The organism is Terrabacter sp. BE26, assembly GCF_041941675.1.
Taxonomy (GTDB): Bacteria; Actinomycetota; Actinomycetes; order Actinomycetales; family Dermatophilaceae; genus Terrabacter.
In genome coordinates this window covers 1,906,567-1,927,657 of record NZ_CP090122.1, presented here as the reverse complement: position 1 = coordinate 1,927,657, position 21,091 = coordinate 1,906,567, and the positions used below count along the sequence as shown (strand labels likewise).

20 protein-coding genes and 1 tRNA gene are annotated in these 21,091 nt (G+C 71.2%); 9 read left to right on the top strand and 12 right to left on the bottom strand.

Annotated features, from left to right (window positions below):
- Nucleotides 1–49: 49 nt before the first annotated feature.
- Complete coding sequence (locus LQK93_RS08940) at nucleotides 50–1,465, top strand: MFS transporter (RefSeq protein WP_374971185.1); 1,416 nt, start codon at nucleotides 50–52, stop codon at nucleotides 1,463–1,465.
- A 101-nt stretch (nucleotides 1,466–1,566) separates the two neighbouring features.
- Here LQK93_RS08940 and LQK93_RS08935 read toward each other — a convergent pair whose 3' ends face one another.
- On the bottom strand, nucleotides 1,567–2,265 hold the full coding sequence (locus tag LQK93_RS08935; RefSeq protein WP_374971184.1) for a hypothetical protein: 699 nt from the start codon (nucleotides 2,263–2,265) through the stop codon (nucleotides 1,567–1,569).
- Nucleotides 2,266–2,594: 329 nt separating this feature from the next.
- Here LQK93_RS08935 and LQK93_RS08930 point away from each other — a divergent pair, with 329 nt between their 5' ends.
- A complete protein-coding gene (locus LQK93_RS08930; RefSeq protein WP_374971183.1) occupies nucleotides 2,595–4,085 on the top strand; it encodes a DNA polymerase IV in 1,491 nt (496 codons plus the stop codon).
- A gap of 201 nt (nucleotides 4,086–4,286) precedes the next feature.
- Here LQK93_RS08930 and LQK93_RS08925 read toward each other — a convergent pair whose 3' ends face one another.
- The 4 genes from LQK93_RS08925 to LQK93_RS08910 form a co-directional block, all read right to left on the bottom strand.
- Nucleotides 4,287–4,673 (bottom strand): DUF805 domain-containing protein, encoded by a 387-nt coding sequence (locus tag LQK93_RS08925; RefSeq protein WP_374971182.1) that lies wholly within the window; start codon nucleotides 4,671–4,673, stop codon nucleotides 4,287–4,289.
- Nucleotides 4,674–4,957: 284 nt separating this feature from the next.
- Nucleotides 4,958–5,040: transfer RNA gene (locus tag LQK93_RS08920), tRNA-Leu, on the bottom strand.
- A 163-nt stretch (nucleotides 5,041–5,203) separates the two neighbouring features.
- On the bottom strand, nucleotides 5,204–6,022 hold the full coding sequence (locus LQK93_RS08915; RefSeq protein ID WP_374971181.1) for an NAD-dependent epimerase/dehydratase family protein: 819 nt from the start codon (nucleotides 6,020–6,022) through the stop codon (nucleotides 5,204–5,206).
- 57 nt (nucleotides 6,023–6,079) lie between these two features.
- A complete protein-coding gene (locus LQK93_RS08910) occupies nucleotides 6,080–7,534 on the bottom strand; it encodes a MinD/ParA family protein (protein WP_374971180.1) in 1,455 nt (484 codons plus the stop codon).
- A gap of 190 nt (nucleotides 7,535–7,724) precedes the next feature.
- On the opposite strand from LQK93_RS08910, the gene LQK93_RS08905 reads away from it, so the two are divergent.
- From LQK93_RS08905 to pknB, 6 genes are all read left to right on the top strand, one after another.
- Nucleotides 7,725–8,501, top strand: coding sequence for an FhaA domain-containing protein (locus tag LQK93_RS08905; RefSeq protein ID WP_374971179.1), 777 nt, complete (start codon nucleotides 7,725–7,727; stop codon nucleotides 8,499–8,501).
- A gap of 68 nt (nucleotides 8,502–8,569) precedes the next feature.
- Nucleotides 8,570–9,145, top strand: coding sequence for an FHA domain-containing protein (locus tag LQK93_RS08900; protein WP_374971178.1), 576 nt, complete (start codon nucleotides 8,570–8,572; stop codon nucleotides 9,143–9,145).
- A gap of 4 nt (nucleotides 9,146–9,149) precedes the next feature.
- Nucleotides 9,150–10,604 (top strand): protein phosphatase 2C domain-containing protein, encoded by a 1,455-nt coding sequence (locus LQK93_RS08895; RefSeq protein WP_374971177.1) that lies wholly within the window; start codon nucleotides 9,150–9,152, stop codon nucleotides 10,602–10,604.
- Nucleotides 10,601–11,998: an FtsW/RodA/SpoVE family cell cycle protein gene (locus tag LQK93_RS08890; protein ID WP_374971176.1), complete on the top strand. Its 1,398-nt coding sequence runs from the start codon at nucleotides 10,601–10,603 to the stop codon at nucleotides 11,996–11,998. The genes LQK93_RS08895 and LQK93_RS08890 overlap by 4 nt, the downstream gene beginning before the upstream one ends.
- Complete coding sequence (locus tag LQK93_RS08885; RefSeq protein ID WP_374971175.1) at nucleotides 11,995–13,455, top strand: peptidoglycan D,D-transpeptidase FtsI family protein; 1,461 nt, start codon at nucleotides 11,995–11,997, stop codon at nucleotides 13,453–13,455. Before LQK93_RS08890 ends, LQK93_RS08885 begins: the two co-directional genes overlap by 4 nt.
- 110 nt (nucleotides 13,456–13,565) lie before the next feature.
- A complete protein-coding gene (pknB, locus tag LQK93_RS08880; RefSeq protein WP_374971174.1) occupies nucleotides 13,566–15,422 on the top strand; it encodes a Stk1 family PASTA domain-containing Ser/Thr kinase in 1,857 nt (618 codons plus the stop codon).
- 297 nt (nucleotides 15,423–15,719) lie between these two features.
- Here the strand turns inward: pknB and LQK93_RS08875 are convergent, their stop codons facing one another.
- A complete protein-coding gene (locus tag LQK93_RS08875; RefSeq protein WP_374971173.1) occupies nucleotides 15,720–16,010 on the bottom strand; it encodes a hypothetical protein in 291 nt (96 codons plus the stop codon).
- A gap of 1,141 nt (nucleotides 16,011–17,151) precedes the next feature.
- Here LQK93_RS08875 and LQK93_RS08870 point away from each other — a divergent pair.
- Nucleotides 17,152–17,577, top strand: a complete 426-nt coding sequence (locus tag LQK93_RS08870) for a hypothetical protein (RefSeq protein ID WP_374971172.1) — start codon at nucleotides 17,152–17,154, stop codon at nucleotides 17,575–17,577.
- 56 nt (nucleotides 17,578–17,633) lie between these two features.
- Here LQK93_RS08870 and LQK93_RS08865 read toward each other — a convergent pair whose 3' ends face one another.
- The 6 genes from LQK93_RS08865 to LQK93_RS08840 all read right to left on the bottom strand — a co-directional run bounded on the left by LQK93_RS08865 (nucleotide 17,634) and on the right by LQK93_RS08840 (nucleotide 20,867).
- Nucleotides 17,634–18,263, bottom strand: a complete 630-nt coding sequence (locus LQK93_RS08865) for an aminodeoxychorismate/anthranilate synthase component II (protein WP_374971171.1) — start codon at nucleotides 18,261–18,263, stop codon at nucleotides 17,634–17,636.
- Nucleotides 18,264–18,269: 6 nt separating this feature from the next.
- Nucleotides 18,270–18,494 (bottom strand): hypothetical protein, encoded by a 225-nt coding sequence (locus tag LQK93_RS08860; protein WP_374971170.1) that lies wholly within the window; start codon nucleotides 18,492–18,494, stop codon nucleotides 18,270–18,272.
- Nucleotides 18,495–18,497: 3 nt separating this feature from the next.
- A complete protein-coding gene (locus LQK93_RS08855; RefSeq protein WP_374971169.1) occupies nucleotides 18,498–19,193 on the bottom strand; it encodes a class E sortase in 696 nt (231 codons plus the stop codon).
- A 23-nt stretch (nucleotides 19,194–19,216) separates the two neighbouring features.
- Entirely contained in the window at nucleotides 19,217–19,990 is a 774-nt protein-coding gene (locus LQK93_RS08850; RefSeq protein WP_374971168.1) for a DUF881 domain-containing protein, read from the bottom strand.
- A gap of 85 nt (nucleotides 19,991–20,075) precedes the next feature.
- Nucleotides 20,076–20,315 (bottom strand): helix-turn-helix transcriptional regulator, encoded by a 240-nt coding sequence (locus LQK93_RS08845; RefSeq protein WP_374971167.1) that lies wholly within the window; start codon nucleotides 20,313–20,315, stop codon nucleotides 20,076–20,078.
- Between the two features lie 48 nt (nucleotides 20,316–20,363).
- Entirely contained in the window at nucleotides 20,364–20,867 is a 504-nt protein-coding gene (locus LQK93_RS08840) for a hypothetical protein (protein WP_374971166.1), read from the bottom strand.
- Between the last annotated feature and the right edge of the window lie 224 nt (nucleotides 20,868–21,091).

The following is a 21,091-nucleotide window of genomic DNA, read 5'->3' as shown; positions in this document are numbered from 1 at the left end:
CGGTCCTCCCAAGGCCGACGTCCCGGCTCCGACCGAAAGCGGGTGCCTCGTGGCCCAGACCGACGTGTCCGGACGGCCGTCGAGAGCCCTGCGACGGGTGCTCGTCCCGCTGGCCCTCGCACAGTTCATCTGCAGCTTCGCCGGCTCCAACATGAACGTGATGATCAACGACATGAGCAAGGACCTCGGCACCACGGTGCAGGGGATCCAGGTCGCGATCACGCTGTTCCTGCTCGTGATGGCCGCGCTGATGATCCCCGGCGGCAAGCTCACCGACCGCTACGGCCGGAAACGGTGCTTCACGATCGGCCTCACGGTCTACGGCATCGGCGCGCTGATCAGCGCGGCCGCTCCGGGCCTCGGCATCCTCATCCTCGGCAACTCGATCCTCGAAGGTGTCGGCACGGCCCTGCTGATCCCGCCGGTCTACATCCTCACCACCCTGCTCTTCACGCAGACGGCCTCGCGGGCCCGCGCTTTCGGGGCGATCAGCGCAATGGGTGGGATCGGCGCTGCGGCGGGCCCCCTCATCGGTGGCCTGATCACCTCCGCGATCAGCTGGCGCGCGGCGTTCGTGTTCCAGGCCCTCGTCATCGCCGCGATCCTGCTGCTCAGCCGCAACATCTCGGACCCGCTGCCGGCCGACCGGACCAAGAGCTTCGACACCGTCGGGGCGACGCTGTCGGCCGTCGGTCTCGTGATGGTCGTGCTCGGCATCCTCGCCGCGGACAACAGCGGCTGGCTCATGCTCGCCCTGCTCGTGGCCGGCGCACTGGTGCTCGTGGGGTTCTTCCTCTGGGTGCGCGCCCAGGAGCGGGCCGGCAAGGAACCGCTGCTGTCGACCAGCCTCTTCCGCAACCGAACCTCCAACCTCGGCCTCGTCACCCAGAACATCCAGTGGCTGATCCTCCTCGGCGTCTCGTTCACCGTCGCCGCCTACCTGCAGACGGTGCGTGGCTACGACGCGATCCAGACCGGCGTCATCTTCACGGCGGCCACCGTGGGGCTGCTGCTGTCGTCGCTGGGAGCCGAACGCTTCGCCAAGCGCCGTGCGCAGCGGACGCTGATCATGCTGGGCTTCGTCATCACGATCGCCGGTGTCGTCGTGCTCATCGCCATGGTCAAGGGCTCCCCGAGCCCGTGGGCCTTCGCGCCCGGCCTCTTCCTGATCGGCTTCGGCCTCGGCGGGATGCTGACGCCGTCGGTCAACGTCGTCCAGTCCAGCTTCGGCGACGAGCTGCAGGGGGAGATCTCGGGCCTGTCGCGCAGCATCTCCAACCTCGGCTCGTCCCTCGGGACCGCGATCGCCGGCACGATCCTCGTCGCGGGGCTTTCCAACAGCGCTGAGGCCGCCGCCCTCATCGTGCTCGCGGCCTTCGGTGTCGTCGGCTTCGCTGCGGCGGCGTTCCTGCCCCGCGGCATGGTCGCCCAGACTGCGCCCGCGACCGCCGCCGGGAGTGCCTGACGTCACGACGTCCACCACCGTCCACGGCGGCGAGCTCCGGTCCTGGGGCGTCTCCTCCCGCGGGTTCGGGTGCAGGACAGGCTGCTCTCAGCTGGGGCATCTCACCTTCCCAGTACGCCCCGTCGCGTGGACACACGAACCCGATCCGACCGCTGTCGGTGAGAAAGACCGACACCGGGCCGTGGCTCGCTTCGCCCGAGAGATGTTCGATCTGCATCGTATTTGCCACCCTTTCTCAAGAACTGCTGAATCTCCGACAGCTCGCTGGAACTCGCGCCTGCCACGCGTGTGACGATCCGCTGCGTCTCGGCCTCGCCGGCCGCCTGCCCTGCCCGCTGGCCGAAGAAGAACGCAACGATCGTGCTCAGCAGCGGTACGACGATGCCGAGCAACGCCATCAGGCGAGTACTCGGGTCGTAGCTGCCCCTCAGCTGGGGCGCGTACACCACCTCTCCTGGCTGGCACGCCACGGACAGTGCGCTCTCGGCGCTTGCCCCGCTCGAGGTCCCAGTGGTGCCTCCAGCGGTGATTCCAGCGGCACCGTCCGTACTCCCGGCGAGGCTCGGATCACGTGCGCCCGTCGCCGGGCTGCCCACCGCAGCAGGTGTCGACGAGCCGGACGACGAAGAGCCCGGCCAGGGGCAGATCACGGCGGGCGGCCCTGTCGGCGCCGGATCGGCCAGCAGCGGAGGACTGTTGACGGTGGACATCACGGAGAACGAGGCGATCAGGAACGTCAGGAGAAGCACGCCTGCGACCACATAGCCCCCGGTCGTCAACGGATCGCGGCTCTGGCCCATTCGAAACACCCCCGGAAAGGAACCATTGCGCCTGGTGCGGCGATGTATTTCACGGTACTCAAAAAGCGCATACTCCCCCGGTAATCGGAAAAAACGGATAACGGGACTCCGGCCCCTGCGTGCTTATGCGCGCCGGCAGCGCCGCTCTTCGGCCGGCTTGCGTGGAAGCAGGTGGGACGCAGCAGGCGGCGCTGCCGGCCCGAGGACCGTGGCCGCCGCTCGCTCGAGGGGGTGCGGCACAGTGGAGGCGGTGCGGACCGTGTCCGCGGACGGTCTCTGTACCGCTGCAACTCGTGGCGCCAGCGGCACAACCGGTGAGGAGGTGGACGGTGCGTGAGGACGCGAGCGTCATGCACGTGGACGCGGACTCGTTCTTCGCATCGGTCGAGACCCGGCAGAAGCCGTCGCTGGCGCGCACACCCGTTCTGGTCGGAGGAGCCGGCCCACGCGGGGTGGTGGCGACCGCGAACTACGAGGCGCGCGCGTTCGGGTGCCACTCGGCGATGCCGATGGCGCAGGCCCGGGTGCTGTGCCCGTCGGCGACGGTCCTGACCCCGAGGTTCCCGGCCTATGCGGCGCACAGTGCGCTCATCATGGACACCCTGCGCCAGCTGTCGCCGCTCGTGCAGCCGGTCAGCCTCGACGAGGCCTTCGTCGACCTGGCCGCCGGCCCGTTCGCGAGCGACCCGGTCGCCGGCGCCGACCTGGCCCGTCGCCTCGTCTACAACCGGTCCGGGCTCGTCGTCTCGGTCGGGCTCGGCCGCTCGAAGCTGATCGCGAAGCTGGCCTCCGACGCGGAGAAGCCGCACGGGTTCACGGTCGTGCCGCCGGAGATGGAGGACGAGTTCCTCCTGCCGAAGCCGGTCGCGGCGCTCTGGGGCGTCGGACCGGCCACGGACACGACGCTGCGCCGGCTCGGCATCGTCACGGTCGCCGACCTGCGCGCGACCAGCCGGGAGGACCTGGTCCGGACCCTCGGGGAGGCTGCCGGCTGGAACCTGTACCGGCTCGCGCGCGGGGATGACTCGCGCCCGGTCGTGGTCGAGCGGGAGGCCAAGAGCGTCGGCGCGGAGCGCACGTTCGCGGAGGACCTGCACCGCTGGGAGCTGCCCGACGCGCTCGAGGACGTGTTGTCGCGGGCGCTGCGCCGCCTGCACCGGCACGGCGGTGGCGCCCGGACCGTCACAGTGAAGGTGCGCCTGTCCGACTTCACGACGGTGACCCGCTCGGTCACCCTGGCCCATCCGACGTCGGAGGCTGCCGAGCTGCGAGAGGGGGCCGCGGCCGCGTTGGCGGCGGCGGACCCGGTGGAGCCCGTCCGGCTGCTCGGGGTCGCCCTCTCCGGGCTGACGCACTGGGCGCAGCTGCGCCTGCCCAACCCGGCCGGTGAGGTGACCCAGCAGGCCCGCACGGGCGAGCCGGGCGAGGCCCCCGACGGCACGGCCTCCCCGGAGGAGGGTGTTCTCCTGCCGGTCGACGACGCGGCAGGCGCCCTCGACGGTGACGACGTGGATGGCGAGCGCCTGCCCGCCCCGTTGACGGTGCACACGTGCGCGGTCGGGCTCGATGTCGAGCACGCCGAGCACGGACCCGGCTGGATCGCCCACGTCGACGACGGGATCGTCACGGTCCGGTTCGAAGGCCCCGGCACGCCACCAGGCCCTGAGCTCACGTTCGACGTGCGCCGCACGCTCCTGATGCGGACCGAGCCCCCGGCCCCTGCCCCGCCGCGGAAGCTGACCGCGCTGCCGAGGCTCGGCGAGCTCGGTGTCGCTCTGGCGCCCCTGCTCGCCCCGGAGTCCAAGCCGCCGTCCGGGTGACCGCCGGGGCGGCGCAGTCGTCCCGGACGTGCGAAGGGGCCCCACTCGTGAGCTGGGCCCTTCGCTCTGCGGTATCCACTGCACGCACGCCACCGCGAAGCTGTTGGGCGGCCGGGAACGCGGAAGCGCCGCCTCGAACCAGCGCTGGGCTGGCAGAGGCGGCGCCTCAGGGACGGTCGGGCGACCGTCGGGCTACGCGGGTCAGGCGGTGGCCGGGGAGCCGACGACGTCCTTGACCGGGGGGCCGTACGCGTTCGGGCCGGGCTGGCTGTCGCCGGCCAGGAAGACGATCAGGATGATCGCACCGATGATGGGGATCAGGCCGATCAAGAGCCACCAGCCGGAGCGGCCCGTGTCGTGCAGGCGCCGGACTCCGACCGCGAGGCTCGGGATGAGCAGGGCGAGCCCGAAGAGGATCGCGAGGTACGAGATCGCCTTGGCCCCGGTGACAGCCATGAGCACGTTGAGCACGCCGGTGACGAGGATGCTGAAGAGGTAGAAGAACCAGTACTCGGACCGGCGCGCGCGGCCGGAGAACGTGGCGTATTTCTGCGTCAGGACGGTGCTGACGGCTTCACCGAAGGACATGCGGGACAACCCCCTGAGTGGGACGAGATGGAAGGCGCCCCTGGAGGTGCCGAGCGGGACGCTAGCAGTCGACGACGCGATTGCGGGACGAATTCCGCAATACTCGAATTGCGCCTTTTTCGTGTCCTTCTGGTGCGACCGCGTGACCCGACAGAACCTGTCTCCGGATTCCCTCTCCGGCCGCAACGTCAGCCGCGGTCGTGGCCGCCGACATGACAACGGCCGGGTGGTCCGACTCTCGTCGGTCCACCCGGCCGTTGTCGTGGGGGATTCCCACTCCTGCGTGCGCGAGGGGGGATTTGAACCCCCACGCCCTTTCGGACACTGGCACCTGAAGCCAGCGCGTCTGCCGTTCCGCCACTCGCGCGTGACAAGCAGACAGTGTGCTGCATGAGTCCCGGTATCGCCAAACCGGGGTCCCCGGCGGGAACCGGACGCGTCAGGAAGCCGCCCGTGTCCCCGTTGTCCGAGACGTCCTGCAGGCGCCGCGGAGGCCTCTGACCGCTTCGAAGTCGACCCGGACCGACCTCTCAGCCCCGAGTCCCGCCGTGCGGCTCGCCGAGGCGGTAGCCGGCATCCGCGAAGCCGCCGCCCAGCAGCTTCGGCGGAAGGCTCGGGTCCTGCTCCTGCACCCCCGAGGCGTACGCCTCCGCGTCGTCCTGGGGGTCGAAGCCGATCGCCAGCCCCGGCCGCAGGTCCACGCGGCGACGGGTGTTGCGCGAGACGCCCCACACGACGTGGTGACCGGTGGCCTCGGTGGTCAGCACCGCCAGCACGAGCCGCGCCATGTCGTCGGCCGAGAGCCAGGCCTGCAGGGACCGGGGCCCGGCCGGCGAGCCGTCGAAGTTCATGATCCGGGCGCTGACGACCGTCATCCCGAACCGGCCGGCATACATCCCGCCGAGCGCCTCGAGCGCCGCCTTGCTGACCCCGTAGTACGTGTCGGGCGCGGGGAGTGGCATGCCCTCGGAGGCGAGCGGCGAGTCGACGGGCACGTAGCCGGCTGCGTGCACCGAGCTGGCCAGCAGGAGCCGGCCGACGCCGGCCAGGCGTGCCGCCTCGCAGACCGCCCGGGTGCCGTCGATGTTCACCGACAGGATGTCGGGCCAGGGGCGCTCGTCGGCGTGGGCAGCCAGGTGCACGACGAGGTCGGCGCCGGCGAACGCCTCGGCCTGGGCCTCGACGTCCCGCACGTCGCACGCCACCGTCCGCTCGAGGCCGGGGTCGACGTCCGCAACCGCCACGCCCGGCGCCTCGCACAGCACGAGCCGGTGCCCCGCGGCACGCAGCCGCGGGCGCAGTGTGGTTGCGATGCGCCCGGAGGCGCCGGTCAGCGCGAGGAGAGCCACGCCACCGGCATACCCGGCTCGGCGGGTCAGCCCCCGGCGACGCGCCGGGGGAGCCCGTCAGAGGCCGTCGACGACGGTGGCGGCCATCTCCATGCACGCCTCGTGCGTCCTGCGGTCGATCTTCAGCGGGTCCAGGTGCAGGCCCGGGGAGAGCATCGGGTCGTACGGGATGTCGACGACCGAGCGCACCCACTGCTCGAAGTGCTCACGCGTGTGCACGCCGGCGCCGACGTCGTTGCCCCTGGCCGACGTGTGCGAGATGACGCAGACGGCGTTGCGCACGAGGTCACCGCGGCCCATCGCGACGAGCGCGTCCAGGTTCTTGGCGGCGACGACCGACGTGTCGTCCTTGAGCGAGGTCGCGAAGACCAGCATGTCGGCGCGGGCGGCGGCCGCGAGCCAGTTGGGCGACAGGCGGTTGTTGCCGGTGTCGACGACGATCATCCGGTAGAAGCGGGAGAGCTGGGTGTGGAGGTCCTCGAACTCCTGCTCGCCGATGATGCGCATCGCCTCGTCGTCGTCGGCCGAGGCCAGCACGTCGAAGGAGAGGCCGCGCTGCTCGCGCACCCAGTGCTCGAGCTCGGAGGTGCCGGCGTTGGGGTCGTTCGCGATGGTCGGCAGGGCGCCGAGCAGGTCGACCACCGTGCGGTGGTGGCTCTGCGAGGGGGCGCGCATGCCGAGGGTGCCCTCGGTCTCGTTGTTGTCCCAGGCCAGCACGGAGCCCGACCGGTAGCGCCCGAGGTAGCTCGCGAGCATCAGCGTGACGAGCGTCTTGCCGCCGCCGCCCTTGGTGTTGATGACCATGACGGTCTTGCGGCCGTTGAGCGGCCGGGCGATCCGGTCGATGCGGTCGCGCTCGAGCATCTCCCGCGAGCTCGGGCCGAGGCCGAGGGCATTCCGCAGCCCGGAGCTCGACTTGAGCTTCTGGCGGGCGCCCTTCGAGCGGGCGCTGATGAGATCCTCGGCGCTGGGCCCGTCCGAGCCGCCTGGGCCACCTGAGCCACCCGGGGTGCTGCCCGTCCGCAGGGCGGACCTGCTGTCGTATGCCGTGGGCTGCGGGTCGTAGCCGCCCTCGGCCGCCGCGGCGGCCACGTCGGGGTCGACGGCCGGCCGGGCGGCATACGCCTGCTGTGCCTCCGTGTGGTCGGTCGCGGGCGCGCTGCCGGCCCCGTCGGAGGTGGTCGACGCGTGCACCTCGGGGTCGGCGCCGGCGGGCGTCCACCCCGAGTAGGTGTCCTCGGCGGGCTGCCAGTCGGTCCAGGAGCTGGTGGACCCGGCGGTCGCGGTGGGGGCGTGGGTGTCGGTGGAGGAGTCGGCCTCGCCGGCGTCACCCGACTGCCAGGAGGTGTCCTCCCACGTGGCGCTCCACGGGTCGGCCGAGGCCTCCTCGGGCTGCGACGCGCCGGCGGTTGCGATCGGGATGGGCAGGGTGAAACCACCCGGGATGGAGTTGTTGGCGGAGAAGCCGGGGATGCCCTGGCTCTCGGTGCTGCCGTTCTCGTCCTTGCTCATCGAGCGCTCCTTGCTGGCCTGACCACGTGCGGGGACCCGTCACGGACCCCCGTGCGATGGTTTCATGCTTCGGCCGGAGGGCAAACCCGGACACCGGCCGGCCCGGCGCCGTCTGTCGGTTGGGGGAGGTACCGGCTGACCCGGTTACGATGAAGCGCCCAGCAGGAGGTACCAACGAGGAGGAGACGGCGTGGGAATCATCAACCGTGTCGAACACGGTCTCGCCAAGGCTGTCCACGGTGCCTTCGCCAAGGCCTTCAAGTCGGAGGTGCAGCCGGTCGAGATCGCGTCGGCGATCCGCCGGGCCATGGACGACCGGGCGGCCCTGCTCGGCCACGGACGTGCCATGGTGCCCAACGTCTACACGATCGAGCTCAGCCAGACCGACTACGACCGGCTCGGCGACTACGAGGACGACCTGTCCGACGACCTCGTCGCGGCGGCCCAGGAGCACGCCGACTCGCAGGGCTACCAGCCCGGCGGCCCGCTCGAGGTGCAGCTCATCGAGGGCGAGGGCCTCGAGACCGGCGTCTTCCGGGTGCGGCCCGCCACGGTCAAGCACGCCGGACGCGAGGCGGAGGCCGCTCCCGCCCCGGCCCGCCCACACACCGGCACCGGCACCGCCGTCGACCAGCCTGCGGTGCAGCGCCCGACCCCCCGGTCCAACCCCTCGGCGCGCCCGTGGCTCGACATCGCCGGCGACCGCTACCCGCTGCTCGGCAGCCTGACCACGCTGGGCCGCGACGAGAGCGCCGACATCGTCGTCGACGACCCCGGCGTCTCCCGCCGCCACAGCGAGATCCGGGTCACCACCGACGGCCCGCACCTGGTGACCTCGATCCGCGACCTCAACTCGACCAACGGCACCTTCGTCAACGGCGACCGCATCTCCAGCCAGCGGCTGCAGGACGGCGACCGTCTCACGATCGGCCGCACGACCGCGACCTTCCGAGCCGGGCGCCGGTGAGCCGATGACCACCGCGGACACCCCCACGCCCGCCCTGCCCACCCGTCCCAGCACGAGCCGTGGTGAGCATGAGTGAACTGACCCTCACCCTGCTGCGGCTGGGTCTGCTTGCGCTGTTGTGGCTCTTCATCTTCAGCGTCGTCGGCGTGCTCCGCACCGACATCTACGGCACCAAGGTGAGCCGGCGCAGCCGCCGCAAGGCCCTCAAGGCCGCCGAGCAGCGCGAGGCCGCAAGGCCGCGCCGTACGCCGGTGGCCGCGGTCGCCGGTGCCGGTGCCGCTGGTGCCGGCCCGGTCACTCCCGAGGGCGGCACGCCGCGCCGAGGGCGGGGGCGGGGCAAGGGCATCCCCACCCGCGTCGTCGTGACCGAAGGACCCCTCACCGGCACGTCGCTGCCGCTGCGCGGCGGCGGCATCCTCATCGGCCGCAACCCCGAGTGCGCCCTCGTCCTCGACGACGACTACGCGTCCGGCCGCCACTGCCGCATCCAGCCCGACTCCTCCGGACGCGACGGCTGGGTCGTCGAGGACCTCGGCTCCACCAACGGCACGTTCATCGGTCGTGAGCGCCTCACCGGGTCGCGGCCCGTCGAGGTGGGCACGGCCCTGCGGATCGGCAAGACCGTCCTCGAACTGCGAGGCTGATCCGATGGCCATCGCCCTGCGCTATGCCGCGCGCTCCGACCTCGGGCTGGGACCCAAGTCCCGCAACGAGGACTCCGGGTACGCCGGCCCCAACCTGCTCGTCCTCGCCGACGGCATGGGCGGGCACGCCGCGGGGGACGTCGCGAGCTCGATGATCGTCGGCGAGCTGGCCCCGCTCGACGAGGAGGACGTCACCGCGGACCAGGCGATCCCGCTGCTCGAGGAGGCACTGCACTCGGCCAACGCACGCCTCACCAAGGCGATGCACGAGAACTCCGACCTCGCCGGCATGGGCAGCACGACCATCGTCATGCTCCGCACCGGCAACAAGCTGGCGATGGCCCACATCGGCGACTCCCGCGCGTTCATGCTCCGCGGCGACACCTTCTCGCAGATCACCAAGGACCACTCCTTCGTCCAGCAGCTCGTCGACGAGGGACGCATCTCCAAGGAGGACGCCGGCCACCACCCGCAGCGCTCGGTGGTCACCCGCGTCATGACCGGCCAGCCCGACGACGAGCCCGACACCTCCCTGCGCGAGGCCAAGATCGGCGACCGCTTCCTGCTGTGCTCCGACGGCCTGTCCGACTTCGTCGGCGCCGACGTCATCGAGGAGGTCCTGCGTGAGGCGCGCACCCCCGCCGAGGCCGCCGACCGCTGCATCGAGATCGCCCTCAAGGCCAGCACGCGCGACAACGTCACCGTCATCGTGGCCGACGTGGTCGACGCCGACGGCGACGACCTGCCCTCGACCGTCCCCCAGGTGGTCGGGGCCGCCGGCAAGCGGATGCGCGGACGCACCCGCGCCATCCCGACCAGCCCTGCCGAGAAGGCGGCTGCGCTCTCCCGCGCGGCCACCGGCCGGGCCGAGCCCGACGACGACTCCCTCGAGCTCGCCGAGGACCGCACCCGGTCGCGCCGCTCGAAGATCCTCCTGCGCCTCGTCGCCGCCGTGGTCATCGCCGCGATCCTCGGTGGCGGAGGGTATGCCGCGTGGGCCTGGTCCCAGAAGCAGTACTTCGTGGCCGCGGACGCCGGCCGGGTCGCCATCTTCCAGGGCGTCTCCCAGGACCTCGGCCCGATCCGCCTCTCGCACGTCCAGTCGCCCTCGGACGTCCGCGTCACCGACCTGCCGAGCGACGTACAGGGTGCGGTGGCCAACACCATCCCGGCCCGTGACCTCACCGACGCCCAGTCCAAGATCGAGGCGCTGCGCGCCGAGGCCGTGCGCTGCCAGCGGCTGGCCGCCACCGGCATACCGTGCGGCACGACGCCCGCGCCGACCCCAACGACCCCGCCGACGATCCCGACCCCGACGGGCAGCACCACGCCGGTGCCCGGCGCGACGCCTGGCGTGACACCGGGCACCAAGCCGGCCGCCCCGCCGAAGCCCGGCGCCGCTGCGACGAGCCCACCCCCACGGGCGCTGGCTGCCACCACTGCCGGGGTGATCCGATGACGACGACCGTCGAACCGCTGACGCCGCGCACCCGGCGCAACGCGGAGCTGCTGCTCCTGCTGCTGGCTCTCGGCATCGTGCTGCTCGCGTGGGTGACCACCGACCTGAACCGCAACGGCACCGTGCCGGCCAACATCGTCCCCGTCGCCGGCGGCTTCACCGTCCTCGTCCTGTTCGTGCACCTCGTGCTGCGCTGGAAGGCCGCGTACGCCGACCCCGTCCTGCTGCCGATCACGACCGTCCTCAACGGGCTGGGCCTGGTGATGATCCACCGGCTCGACCTGGCCCGGGGCAAGCTCGGCACCGACGGCGACGCCTACCGCCAGCTGATCTGGACGACGCTGGCCGTCATCCTCGCCGTCGGCGTCCTCTTCCTCCTGCGCGACCACCGGCTGCTGCGCCGCTACACCTTCGTGAGCATGGCAGCCGCGCTCGTGCTCCTGCTGCTCCCACTCGTGCCGGGCATCGGCCGCTCCATCAACGGGTCCCAGATCTGGATCACCGTCGGGCCGCTCAACTTCCAGCCGGGCGAGTTCGCCAAGATCGCCCTGGCCATCTTCTTCGCCGGCTACCTCGTCCAGACCCGCGACGTGCTCTCGCTCGCCGGCAAGAAGATCCTCGGCTTCACCTTCCCCCGGGGGCGTGACCTCGGGCCGATCGTCGTCGCCTGGGCGCTGTGCGTGGTCGTGCTCGTCTTCCAGAACGACCTCGGCACCTCGCTGCTCTACTTCGGCCTCTTCGTCGCGGTGCTCTACGTCGCCACCGAGCGCGTGTCGTGGATCGTCATCGGCCTGCTGCTGTTCGCGGCGGCGGTGGCCTTCGCGCTCACCGCCTTCGCGCACTTCCACCAGCGCGTCGACCTCTGGCTCGACCCCTTCTCGCAGCAGAGCCTCGACCGCTCCAACCAGCTGGCCAACGGGCTCTGGGGCATGGCGTCCGGCGGCCTCACGGGGACCGGGCTCGGTGCCGGCCGGCCCTACCTGACGCCGTTCGCCGAGAGCGACTTCATCTTCCCCAGCCTCGGCGAGGAGCTCGGGCTCTTCGGCGCGGTCGCCATCCTCGTGCTCTACCTCATCTTCTGCGAGCGCGGCGTCCGCACCGCGCTCGGCGTGCGCGACGGCTTCGGCAAGCTGCTCGCCCTCGGCCTGTCCTTCTCCGTCGCGTTCCAGCTGTTCATCGTCATCGGTGGCGTCACCCGGGTCATCCCCCTGACCGGCCTCACCACACCTTTCCTGTCGCTCGGCGGATCCTCCCTGCTCGCGAACTGGGTGATCATGGCGCTGCTCCTGCGCATCTCCGACCAGGCCCGCCGCCCGATGCCCGAGATCCCGGTCGGCGTCGCAGCAGCCGAGCCGGCGCCCGCCGAGGCGACCCAGGTGGTGAGGCTGCCGTGAACACCCCGATCCGCCGGCTCTCGATCCTCATCGCCCTTCTCTTCACGACGCTGCTCGTCGCCTCGACCGTCGTGCAGTTCGCCCAGGCGAGGTCGCTCGGTGCCATGGCGAGCAACAAGCGCACGCTGCTCGACAGCTACTCGCGCGAGCGCGGCGCGATCATCGTCGGCGGCCAGGCCGTCGCCCGCTCCGTGCCGGTCCAGGACCAGTACCGCTGGCTGCGCACCTATCCGCAGGGCGAGCTGTACTCGCATGTGACCGGCTTCTACTCCTACGCCGTCGGGGCGCCCTACGGCCTCGAGCACGCCGCCGACGACCTGCTCTCCGGCGACGCCGACCAGCTCTTCGTGCGCCGGGTCACCGACCTCATCACCGGCCGCAAGACCTCGGGCGCGACCATCGAGCTGACGATCGACCCCAAGGCACAGAAGGCAGCCGACCAGGCCCTCGGCAGGAGCAGGGGTGCCGTCGTGGCGCTCGACCCGAAGACCGGCGCCATCCTCGCGATGGTCAGCCACCCGGCATACGACCCCAACCCCCTCGCCAGCCACAACCTCGGCAAGGCGGCCAAGGCCTGGCAGACCCTCTCCACCGACAAGAACAAGGCCTACCTCAACCGGGCCCTCAGTGGCATCTACCCGCCTGGCTCGACCTTCAAGGTCGTCACGGCGGCAGCAGCCCTCGAGAACGGCCTGGTGAGCAACGAGAACTCCGTGGTCCCCGGACCGGCAGAGCTCGACCTGCCGCTGACACCCACCAACCTGCCCAACGAGAACCACCTGCCCTGCGGGCCGAACGGCAAGACGACGCTGATCCACGCCCTCGAGATCTCGTGCAACACGACCTTCGGCTCCCTCGGCCTCGAGCTCGGCGGCGAGAAGCTGCGCGCCCAGGCCGCCAAGTTCGGCTTCGGTGACTCCCTGCAGGTGCCGATGCGGGTCGCGACCAGCTCCGTCCCGGCCGACCTCAACGCCCCGCAGTCGGCGCAGGCGGCCATCGGCCAGTACGACGTGCGCGCGACGCCGCTGCAGATGGCGATGGTCGCCGCGGGCGTCGCCAACAGGGGCAGCGTCATGACCCCGTACCTCATCCAGTCAGTCCGCAGCGCCAACCTCGACATCATCAAGTCGGCGCCCGACCCCGTCGAGCTCTCCCAGGCGGTCTCCGAGCAGACGGCCAGCACGCTCACCAAGATGATGGTCTCGGTGGTCGACAACGGCAGCGGCGCGCGGGCCCGGATCCCCGGCGTCCAGGTCGCGGGCAAGACCGGCACCGCCCAGCACGACCCGGGCAAGCCCCCGCACGCCTGGTTCATCTCGTTCGCGCCCGCCACCGACCCGAAGGTCGCCGTCGCGGTCGTCGTCGAGGACGGCGGCGTCACGGGCAGTGAGGTGGGCGGCGGCCGCGTGGCCGCTCCCATCGCCCGTGCCGTCATGGAGGCGGTGCTGAACAAGTGACCACCGACGACCGCGACACCGACGAACGGCGTCGGCAGTTCCCACCCGACGCCACCCGCGCACTCAGAGCGGACCGAGATGACCCAGCACCAGAACCGAAGGCGGAACACGTGACCACCACACCCCGTGTCCTCGGCGGACGCTACGAGGTGGGCCAGCTGATCGGCCGTGGCGGCATGGCCGACGTCCACCTCGGCCACGACACCCGGCTGGGACGTCAGGTCGCGATCAAGATGCTGCGCTCCGACCTGGCCCGGGATGCCAACTTCCTCATGCGCTTCCGCCGGGAGGCGCAGTCCGCGGCCGGCCTCAACCACCCGGCGATCGTCGCCATCTTCGACTCCGGCGAGGACGACAGCACCGTCGAGGGCCCGGGCGGCACGCGTACGACACTGCCCTACATCGTCATGGAGTACGTCGACGGGCAGACGCTGCGCCAGAAGCTGACGGAGCACCAACAGCTCGAGCCGGCCGAGGCGATCCGGGTCACCGAGGGCATCCTCGACGCCCTCGCCTACAGCCACCGGATGGGCATCGTCCACCGCGACATCAAGCCGGCCAACGTGATGATCACGAGCAACGGCCACGTCAAGGTCATGGACTTCGGCATCGCCCGGGCCATCGCCGACACCGCCGCGACGATGACCCAGTCCCAGTCGGTCGTCGGCACGGCACAGTACCTCTCGCCCGAGCAGGCACAGGGCCAGACCGTCGACGAGCGCTCCGACCTCTACTCGACCGGCTGCCTCCTCTTCGAGCTGCTGGCGGGGCGTCCGCCGTTCACCGGTGGCTCCGCCGTCGCGATCGCCTACCAGCACGTGGGCGAGCTGCCGCAGCCGCCGAGCGTGTGGAACACCGCCGTGGGCGGTGACCTCGACGCCGTGACGCTGCACGCGCTGGCCAAGGACCGCGAGGCCCGCTACCAGGACGCGACCGCGTTCCGCGACGACCTCGAGAACGTCCGGCTCGGTCGGCGGATCAGTGCCGCCGCGCTAGGCACCGCCGCTGCCGTGGGGGCCGCAGCCACCCAGACGCTCCCGCAGGCGTATGCCGTCGCGGGCAGTCCCACGGCCCTCCAGCGCCCCGTCGGGTCCCCGCGCTACGGCAACACGGCAGGGCTGCCCGCCGTCGGCTACGCCGAGGACGAGGAGCAGGAGAAGAAGGGCGGCAAGGGCAAGGCGGCCCTCATCACGGCGCTCGTCATCGCGCTGCTCGCCCTCGTCGGCTGGGGCGCCGTGACGTGGTTCGGCAACCAGACGCCCGCCGTCACGATGGTGACCGTCCCCGCGATCGAGGGGATGAAGCAGGACGTCGCCGCCTGCACCCTCGCCACGAACGGGCTCCGGGGCGAGAAGTCCCCGGCCGCGAGCACGACCGTCGCCGAGGGCGACGTCATCAGCCAGGACCCCGGGTCGGGGGCGAAGGTGCCGGAGAACAGCACGGTCAAGTACGTCGTCTCCTCCGGGCCCGACACCCTCACCGTGCCCGACGTCACCGGCTTCGACAAGGACACCGCGCGGCAGGAGCTGACCAAGCAGGGCTTCGACGTGTCCGGGTTCCAGGAGGTCAACACCCCCGACCAGGAGAAGGGCAAGGTCACCAAGACCGACCCGGCCGCGCAGGCGGTCGTCGCCAAGGGCTCGAAGATCCGCATCTTCTACGCCACCGGAAACGTCAAGGTGCCCGACAACCTCGTCGGCCAGGACTGGGCCCTGGCTGCGGTGGCCCTCCAGAACGCCGGGCTCTCGCCCCGCAAGGTGGCCGTCGACTCGCAGAAGACTCCGGACGAGGTGCTGTCGGTCGACCATGCCGGCGATGTCGTCAAGATGGGAACGCCGATCACCGTCAAGGTCGCCCGCACGCCGGTGCCACCGCCCGTGACGGTGACACCGACCCAGACACCGACCACTCCGGCGACGACACCGCCCACGACGGACACGACGACCCCGTTGCTGCCGACACCCTGACGCAGCGGCACGGCATACGGCCCGAGCGCGCGGCACGCGACGAAGGGCCCCTCCCGAGCGGCCTGTTCGGCTCCGTGTTGGTTTGGGGGTACCGGGGGCACATCGGTACCACTGAGGCGCTCCTCCCAGCTTCGCTGGGAGGAGCGCCTTGTTGTTCGGGAGCGTGGACTACGCCGGCTTCACCGCGGCGCATCGGCCCCGCGCCGGGCGTTCCTGCTTCCAGCGGTAGAACAGGTACAGGTGCGGCCGGCCTGCCTCGGTGGGGACGGTTCGGGCCTGCACCCGGACAAGGCCGCGTCAGCGAGGTTGGCTGCGACCCAGCTGCTGACCTTGGCCGGCACGGGCGTCCGAGAAGACGCAGGAGGCGAGCGGAAGAACCAGAGCGACGAGCGCGACGATGACCCACTGCTGGAACGTGGCTTGCGCCTCGAGGGCGCCCCGGCTCGTCGCCGGGCTCTGCTGAGCATCGCCCAGGGTGGTGGAGCGCCAGATGCTGTGCCAGTTCATCGCTGCGATGATCGACCCCACGAAGACGAGCAACGAAATGCCGCTCAGCCCGGCAAGAAGCTGCCTCGCGCGATAGCCCATGCGCGTCAGGCTAGCGGTCCAGGCGACGTTCTGACGCCGCTCGCCCCGGGACGTCCGGAAATGTCGCGGACGGGTCGTGCCGAGTTGAGTCCGTGCCCGCTGAAGCAGAAGTCAGTCGGTGCCCTCAGGTGTTCCGCGCGGTCGTCTTTTTGCGAGCAGAGACTTCACGGGAGGCAACTGCCCGACGCCGAACCCGAAAGCGATACTGAAGAGAACCAATTGTGCGAGTCCCAAGGAATTCGGCGGTCGCCCTGGCTGACGCTGAGTCAAGACGTCCGACCGTGCTGCTCTGCATCCGCCGACGGAACAGCCGATCGTCATAGGAGAGGCCATGCAGGGTCAAGGACAGCGCAGCTCGGCCCGTCGCCGCTGGGTCATCGCGTGGAGCGTGCGTGTTGCGTTCGTGGTGGTCGTCGCCGCCGCGGCCTGGGTCGCGAACAGGGTCTTCGGCTCGGCTTGGGCCGCTCTGGCCGTGGGCTGCCTCGTCCTCACCACCCCCTGGACTCTCTACATGCTCATCACGCATCGCCAGCCCGGGGGCGGGCAGGCACAGCAGGCGAGAGCGACGACCCGCGCGGGGACCTCTGACGATTCGGATGTCGCTGCCCGGCGCAGGGCCTACCGAAGGGCCCGACAGGACCTCTTCCCACTGGCCAGCCGCCCACAGCTGCTCTCGAAGCCGTTTGCCGGTGCTCGGGAGGCCTGGGAGCGAAGCCACCCGACGCCGCCGTCCAAGGATGCCGATGAGGATGAGGGGCCGACCGCTCCTCGGTGAGCTGATCGGGCGGGATGCACGGAGAAGCCCTCGGCACTCGGCTGAGGACTGCCGGACTCGGATGGCACGCACGTGCCGCTCGTTGGATGACGTCCGCGCATGCCGCGGACTTCTTGGACCATGCCGTCCTCGAGACGGACCATCTGGGGCGACAAGAGTGAGCGAGTTCGAGGCCCCTCGCCCCGCGAGCACACAACGGCACCGTCACCTTCCGGACCGAGATCGCGGGCCCGTCAGACCTGAGGGCCGAAGATCGAGCGGGGTTCCCCTTCCTCGAGATCCGGCTCGACTGAGCGAACAAGCGCCCACGGGCGTCGTCGTTGTGCGCATCCCGTTTCGCGGGGCGGCGCGTGCCACCATGTGTGCGTGAGGACGGTGCGTCGTGCTGCCATCGCCGTAGTGCTGGCCGTGATCGCGGTCGCTGGCTGGATGCACTTCAGGCCGTCTCCCCCGCCAGATCGACCGTTGCCCCCAGCCAGCGCCCCGGTGGCTGACGTTGCAAAGGCCTACCTCGACGCCGCCGTGCGCCAGTACTGCGCGTTCACAGAGGCACTCACCGTTGGACGAACGCTCGCATGGTGCACCTCACCGACGATGACGGCGTACCGCAATATCGAACAACCCGTTCTGCTTTCCAAGGAACAGGCCGGCCGCGACGAACAGTGCGTCTCGTTCGAGATGACAAGCACCGAGAGCAGCGACGGCTCCCTCACCGCCGGGACGCGTCCATGGAGTCTGTGCTTCGTCGACACCCCCAATGGGTGGCGGCTCAACGACCAAGGGTTCCTGTAGGCCGACAAGGCAGCCTCGATCGATCAAGTCGCATGAGGGCCTGGGCGCCGTTGGGCTCAGACGGCCGCTGTCACGAGCGGGCTGAGGCCGGCGGACCGCTCGACCGCCGTCGTGTCGCCGCACATCGCGAGGAAGTTGGCCAGCATCCGGTGGCCGCCCTCGGTGAGCACGCTCTCGGGGTGGAACTGCACGCCGTGCAACGGCAGGTCGCGGTGGCGCACCGCCATCACGACGCCCGAGTCGGTGTGCCCGGTGGCGACGAGCTCGGCGGGCAAGGTGGCCGGGTCGATGGTCAGCGAGTGGTAGCGGGTGGCGGTGAAGGGACTGGGCACCCCTTCGAGGATCCCCGTGCCGTCGTGGTGCACGAGGGAGGTCTTGCCGTGCAGCAGCTCGGGCGCCCGGCCCACGGTGGCGCCGGCGAAGACGCCCAGCGCCTGGTGCCCGAGGCACACTCCGAACATCGGTGTGGCCGTGCGCGCGCACTCGCCGATGATGTCGAGCGAGACGCCCGCCCCCTCGGGCGTGCCCGGGCCGGGGGACACCAGCACCCCGTCGTACGCCGCCGCTTCCGTCGCGAGGACGGCGTCGTTGCGCACGACGGTGCAGTCCGCGCCGAGCTGCTCGAGGTAGCCGACGATCGTGTAGACGAAGCTGTCGTAGTTGTCGACGACGAGGATGCGGGTCATGCGGGCCTACTTCTGCGTGCTGACGGGACTGCTGGTGGGGCTGGTGCCTGCGTCGCCGGGCGCGCCGCCGGCCGGGGCCTGCACCGTGACGTCCTCGAAGGGCAGGTGCGGGCTGACGGCGGGGAAGACCCACGCGAAGAGCACCACCACCGTAGCGGCGAACAGCGCGAGCGCGGACACGGACTTGGCGAGGAGGCCACCCGGGAGCCGGCGCCAGAGTGCGGCATACATCGGTCATGACTCCTTGGGTGCTGCGAGGTAGGAGGCCGGCAGGCCCTGGGCCCGCGGGATGGAGGTCTCGAGCCGTGAGAACACGATGTAGCGCGCGGCGTTGCCCCAGCGGGGGCTGCAGGTCGTCAGCGTGAACCAGCGCTCCGTCGGCTTCACGCCGGGGCGCTGCGGCACCGGCGCGACCACGTCGCTGCGGTCGGGCGCCACGATCTCGTACCGCACGGCGCGGTAGACGTTGTACGCGCTCTTCGTCTCGATGACGAGCACGTCGCCGGGCCTGATGAGGTCGATGTCGAGCAGGGGGTTGCCGTGACCGGACCGGTGGCCGGCGATGCCGACGTTGCCGATCGCGCCGGGCATCGCCGTGCCGGGATAGCGCCCCATGCCCTCGGCGAGCACGTCGGCGCCCACACCCTCACGCACCGGTTTGGCCCAGTCCGCCCCGAGCCGTGGGATCCGCAGCACCGCGAAGGCCTCGCCCGGCTTCGGTTCCGGCAGGACGGGGTCGGCCTGCGACGCGCGTGCTGCGGCACGGGTGGGCGGGTCGAAGGTGCGCTCGAGGCCGCTGACGGCCTCCGCCTGCTCCGCGCTCTGGACATGGGCCTGCCACCCGAGCAGCCACACGACGAAGAGGCCGACGAGCACCCCGGCAGTGAAGAGCAGCTCGCCGACGGTGCGCACGAGGATACGAAAGGTCATGGAGCCCTAGGTGGTAGGTGTGCTCACCGGATCGGCGAGGCGTGCTGGAAGTCGACCGATCCCGAGTATGCAGGGAACTCGAGGGAGCTCTGGGAGTGGACGCCGTAGCCGAGGCCGACGGCGTCGACGTACTGCTTGTAGATGGCGACGGAGGGGTCGGCGTCGAGGCCGTGCTGCAGGCGGTCGACGTCACCCATCGCGGTGATGCGGTACGGCGGGGAGTAGACCCGCCCCTGCAGGATGAGGGTGTTGCCGACGCAGCGCACCGCGCTCGTGGAGATGACGCGCTGGTCCTGGATCATCATGGCCTCGGCTCCCGAGGCCCACAGGGCGTTGACGACCGCCTGGACGTCCTGCTGGTGCACGACGATGTCATCGGCGGTGAAGCCGTCGGGGAGGGAGTCGGCGGAGCGCTTCGCGTCGTCGAGGGTGACCTCGAGCGCCGGCCCGCGCACCTTGGTGGTCGCCGCGGTGGGAGCGAGCTCATCGGCGGCCCTCGTCAGGCTGGAGAGGTGCTGGTCGGCAGGCGCGTTGGCCTTCGAGAGCTCCTCGACCTCCTTTTGCAGCGCGTCGAGCCGGCTGGCCTTGTCGGCGACGCGGGAGTCGGCATCCATGATGAGCTGCGGGAGGTCACGGTCGGCACGCAGGTCACGGCCCTGGGCCGCGCTGAAGCTCATCGCGAACATGGCGCCGGCGGCGGCCGTGACGACGGGCACGAGCAGGCGCCACGTGACGCGACGCCGTGGCCGGGATGACGCAGGCGGCCCGGGCGGCTCGGGCGGCTCGACGTCGTTCATCACGGGTGTCCTCGCTCGCGCGGACGGTCCGCGCCGCCCCCATTGTGCCTCGTCGGGGCGAGCGGCCGGTCGAGAGGTGAGCCGCTCACGAGAAGGCCGCCCCCGGCGGGGCGCCGGCGGAGATGCCACCTCGCAGGGCGAGCACCGCGGCCGCGCGGTTGCTCACGCCGAGCTCGTGCACGAGGTGGGCGATGTCGGCCGCGACGGTCCGGAGGGATACGCCGAGCTCCCGCGCGATGGCGGCGTCCTTGGTCCCGACCATGAGGCGGCGGGCGACGAGACACTGCCGAGGGGTGAAGGGCGGGGCCGACCCTGGGGGAAGCACGGGGACGGGACCTTGCCCAGGTCTCGTGCCAGAGCGCGGCCACCCGCGTCACGATGTCCGAGCGTGTGGCGAGCCAGGCCGTCTGGAAGCCGCGCTCGTCGTGGGGTCCGGCGACGACCGCAGTTGCCTCATCGACGAGGATGGCTGGAACTGCGCGGGCCCGACGTGCGCCATGGGGTGCTCGGAGGAGATCAGGGGGTGGTGCAGGAGGGTGCGCTCCGTGGTCACCATGCGCATGTCCAGACCTCTGTCGCGGGACCTCGCGTCGGCGGACCGTATGCGGGTGCGCGGGTCGAAGGTGATGACCGGCTGCAGCGACCAGACCGAGCGACGCGTCGCGGGCTCCACCGCCACGTCGAGGTTGCGCTCGATCTCCTCGATGCCGGAGCCGAGCAGGCGGAACCCGGGGGTGCGCTCGCCCGCCAGCCATGCGAGGGCCAGGTCGTTGACCAGTCTGGTCAGCTCCACCGCAGCGGCCGCGAGGCCCATCCCGGCCCGGCGGGAGTCGACCCCCTCCGCGGGATGCTCCTCGTCGCGCAGCCCTGTCGTCACATCGCCCCCCTGTGTGTGCCCGTCGGGTGACAGCATGCCCGGTCTTCGGCACACGTCAACCGCCGCCGGTAACGACGCCGCCCGCGGTTGTCGCAACCGGGTGGCCACAGGCGGGCAAGCAGTGGACCACCGGTGGCCAACGAGTGGGTTAGTTGCAGGTTCATGCAACGGTGCACCTCGGAAGGCGACACCGGCGGGTGCGGGATGACATGGTCGGGGCGGTC